The sequence below is a fragment of the Mycobacterium ostraviense genome (genome assembly GCF_002705925.1).
Lineage (GTDB): Bacteria > Actinomycetota > Actinomycetes > Mycobacteriales > Mycobacteriaceae > Mycobacterium > Mycobacterium ostraviense.
This window is the reverse complement of sequence record NZ_NKRE01000113.1, coordinates 1-3,894: the sequence shown is the minus strand read 5'-3', so window position 1 is coordinate 3,894 and position 3,894 is coordinate 1. Positions and strand designations below refer to the sequence as shown.

Genomic DNA, 3,894 nt, shown 5'->3' with positions numbered 1-3,894 from the left:
TCCGCCTGCTTCGGCGTCAAACCCAAACTCACCCAACCATTCTCACCGATCACGCCCGACTATCGGGTCAACGCCACGCGAAAAACACCACCCTCCTAGTCGGCGTCAGCGCCGACACCGGTACACGACGTTACCACTCACTGTCACCCAGATGATTCGTTGCACAACAGCGGTATCCACGCTGAAAGCGGCCAAGCCGCGAACCCGTCGTAGTGTGCCGATGCCGTTGCTCCCGGCAGCCAAGGCACCGGTGGCAGGAGCGGGCAGTTGTTGGGCCAAGACGGACTCGACGGGTTACCGTAACCAGCGCTCGCATTGCACTTGGTGCTGCACGTCGTCCGCGACTGTCGCGCGGCCGGCATATTGTGAGCCGATCGACTTCATCGAGAGCCTTCGCTCTGAATACGTTGTCGCACAATGGCATTGAAGCTGGCCAGCTGCGACCCCGGCGACATTGGGCGCATGGCCCACAGCGATCGGGCCGGACGGGTTTACGCAGCACTGCCTCCCCCAATAGGGGGAGAAAGTTTCATGCCCCAAATCGGGCGTTTGTAGGAGAGACGTACTGCCATTGCCAGGCGAAGGTGGTCAGTGGAGCACTAGCTCTGTAACGAAATCCACTCGAAAAAAGGGATCTCGATGTCGTTCGTGTTGGTTAGCCCGGAGGCACTGGCGGCTGCGGCAGCTGATGTAGCGGGTATCGGTTCGTCACTAAGTTCAACAAATGCGGCGGCAGCGGCCCAGACGACGGCGGTATTGGCCGCAGGTGCCGATGAAGTGTCGGCCGCGGTGGCGTCGCTCTTTTCCGGGCACGGACAGGCCTATCAGAGATTGAGCGCGCACGCGGCGGCATTCCATGAACAGTTTGTACAGGCCCTGACCGCGGGCGCGGGAACCTACGCCAGCGCGGAGGCCGCCAACGTCTCCCCGTTGCAGCAGCTGCTGGATGCGATCAACGCACCGGTCAAGGAGGCTACCGGGCGCCCGCTGATTGGTAACGGCGCCAACGCCGCCCCAGGCAGCGGGCAAAACGGTGCGGCCGGCGGATGGTTGATCGGCGACGGCGGAGCCGGCGGGTCCGGCGCCCCGGGCACCGGCCAAAACGGCGGTAGCGGCGGGGCCGCCGGGCTGTTCGGTGCCGGAGGTGCGGGCGGGGCCGGCGCGAGTACCAAGGCCGGTGACGGTGGGGCCGGCGGCGCCGGCGGGGCCGGCGGACGGCTGTGGGGCAACGCCGGAGCCGGCGGGGCCGGCGGGCCTGCAGCGGGCGGCACCGGAAACGGCGGGGCAGGCGGGGTCGGCGGAGCCGGCGGACTCTTGGGCGCCGGCGGGGCCGGCGGAACTGGCGGAGCCAGCAATGCTGCCGCCGGCGGGACTGGCGGCGCCGGCGGGACCGGCGGAGTGCTGTCCGGGCTGGTCGGTAATGGCGGCGGTAACGGGGGCGTCGGCGGGTACGGCTCCGCGGCCGCGGGCGATGGTGGCGCCGGCGGCAACGGCGGCTTCCTGGCCGGCTCCGGCGGGGCCGGCGGATCCGGCGGACTCGCCGGGCTCGCAACGGGTGCTTCTGGCGGGGACGGCGGCAACGCGGGCCTCCTGTTCGGTCAAGGCGGCGCGGGCGGGCAGGGCGGCAGCAGCCCTGGTGGCGCAGGTGGAACCGGTGGGGCGGGCGGCAACGCCGGACAGTTGTTCGGCAGCGCCGGGGCCGGAGGCGACGGTGGGTATGGCTTTGCCAGCAGTGGAGGCACCGGCGGGGCCGGAGGCAATGCCGGCCTAGTGGGCCACGGCGGTGCCGGCGGGACGGGTGGGTTCAGTACGTTTGCCGGCGGCGGAGCAGGCGGGACGGGTGGCAAGGGCGGCCTGGTGCTCGGCAACGGCGGTGCCGGTGGCGGCGGCGGACAGGGAGCTGGGATCGGCGTCGGCGGCGACGGTGGCAATGCCGTGCTGATCGGCAACGGCGGCAACGGCGGCGTGGGCTCGACCGTCGGCGCCGGCGGCACCAGTGGACAGCTGTTGGGCCTGGACGGATTCAACTCTCCGGCCAGCACCTCGTCGCTACACACCGTGCAACAACAGGTGCTCAACGCGATCAATGCACCCGTCCACACCCTGACCGGACGCGCCTTGATCGGTAACGGGGCGCCCGGCGCGGCGGGCACCGGGGCCAACGGCGAGGCCGGCGGGTGGTTGCTCGGCGACGGTGGGGCGGGCGGGTCCGCCGCCACGGACACGGGCCAAAACGGGGGGACCGGCGGGGCCGCCGGTCTGTTGGGCGCCGGCGGCTCGGGCGGGGCCGGCGCGAGCACTGCTACCGGCAATGGCGGATCCGGCGGGGCTGGCGGAGCCGGCGGGTGGTTGCTGGGCGACGGTGGAACCGGCGGCGTCGGCGGAGGCAGCTCTAACGGCAACGGCGGCGTCGGCGGCGTCGGCGGAGCTGGCGGGCTGTTAGGCGCAGGCGGAATCGGCGGGGTTGGCGGAGTCAGTTCTGCCGGCGGGCACGGCGGAACCGGTGGAGCCGGCGGGACCTCCGGGTCGCTCGGCCACCTAGTTGGCGGAGGCGGAGGCGCCGGCGGGGCCGGCGGGTTCGGCATCAACGACGGTGGAGCCGGTGGGGCCGGCGGCAATGCCGGCCTGTTCGGCGGCTCCGGCGGAGCGGGTGGAATCGGCGGGGGCGGCGACAACGGCGCAGGCGGGGCTGGTGGAGCCGGCGGCAAGGCCGGCGCCCTGTTCGGCAGCGGCGGGACCGGCGGAGCCGGCGGATTCACCCCCGGCGGTGCCGGCGGGCATGGCGGCGCCGGCGGGGCGGGCGGCACCGGCGGGCAGCTGTTCGGCACCGGAGGCTCCGGCGGGGCCGGCGGGTCCAGCTTCGCTACCGTCGGCGGGGCCGGCGGGGACGGCGGCAACGCCGGCCTAGTTGGTGGCGGCGGAGCCGGCGGGGCGGGCGGATTCGGCTTCAGCGGCAACGGTGGCGCCGGCGGGGCCGGTGGTAGCGGCGGGCAGCTGTTCGGTATCGGCGGGGCCGGCGGCACCGGTGGGACCGGCGGGGTCAACGGGATCAGCGGCAACGGCGGGATCGGCGCAGTCGGCGGCGGCGCGGGCTTGATCGGCGGCGGTGGCAACGGCGGCAATGGCGGGACGGGAATGAGCACCGGCGCAGCTGGCAGCGGCGGAACCGGCGGGCGGCTGTTCGGCCAGGACGGGCTAAACGGCTTGACCTAAACGCGGCGGGCGCGTTGAGCTGCTTTGGGCCGCAGGCGAGGTTTCTCATCGTGCGCTCAATGATCTGAATTGCTTTGCATTGCAACTGAATTGCTACTCGATTGGGCCGGTCGTAGGGCGCGACAGACATGGCCGAGGGTCTGGTTGGCGACGGTCTGCTGCGGCGGCGGTCTGGCAATTGCTTTCCGGCTCCCGGAGTGGAACCACATGCGGCAGTGGACATTCGGGGTTCGGCGGGCGACCAGATCCTCATCGTGGAGGCCGACACTGGGCGGCTGTTGGGCAGCGCCGGGGTGGGTCAGGCACCCGCATCGGTCGGGAAATCACTGACATCGCGGTCAGCGGAACCGGTGACCGGATGACCTTCGGTCCCGTCAGGCTGGGTTTGGTTCCGGTGACCGTCACCCATCAAGTAATCGGCTATCTGCGCCGCCGGCTCAGCGGCGAGGTGATCGACTTCATCGAGCTCGACCTGCCCGAACACGTGTTGCCCACCAACGCGGTCATGTTCACCATCACCGCGGATACGCTTCAGCGCGCGGATTTGGATCGTCAGGTATCTCGGCTGATCGAGTGGGCCAGCGATGCCGGGTGGGAGGTCGGCCAGGTGGTGTCCGAGGTCGGTTCCGGATTGAACGGCAAGCGTCCGAAGCTGTCCCGGATCTTGTCGGACCCTTCTGC

At 71.3% G+C, this 3,894-nt stretch carries 3 protein-coding genes; all 3 read left to right on the top strand.

Going from position 1 to position 3,894, the window contains the following annotated elements:
- The first annotated feature begins 639 nt into the window (after nt 1-639).
- A complete protein-coding gene (locus CDN38_RS28195; RefSeq protein WP_099319510.1) occupies nt 640-3,213 on the top strand; it encodes a PE family protein in 2,574 nt (857 codons plus the stop codon).
- A gap of 128 nt (nt 3,214-3,341) precedes the next feature.
- Nucleotides 3,342-3,575, top strand: a complete 234-nt coding sequence (locus CDN38_RS31520; RefSeq protein ID WP_075510255.1) for a hypothetical protein — start codon at nt 3,342-3,344, stop codon at nt 3,573-3,575.
- The coding region (locus CDN38_RS32315) for a recombinase family protein (protein WP_306316115.1) at nt 3,572-3,894 on the top strand (323 nt) is incomplete at its 3' end. The genes CDN38_RS31520 and CDN38_RS32315, both read left to right, overlap by 4 nt.

What these genes read in the sequence shown, in the direction of transcription:
- CDN38_RS31520 (WP_075510255.1), top strand. Translation starts at nt 3,342, where the DNA reads ATGGCCGAGGGTCTGGTTGGCGACGGTCTGCTGCGGCGGCGGTCTGGC.
- CDN38_RS28195 (WP_099319510.1), top strand. Translation starts at nt 640, where the DNA reads ATGTCGTTCGTGTTGGTTAGCCCGGAGGCACTGGCGGCTGCGGCAGCT.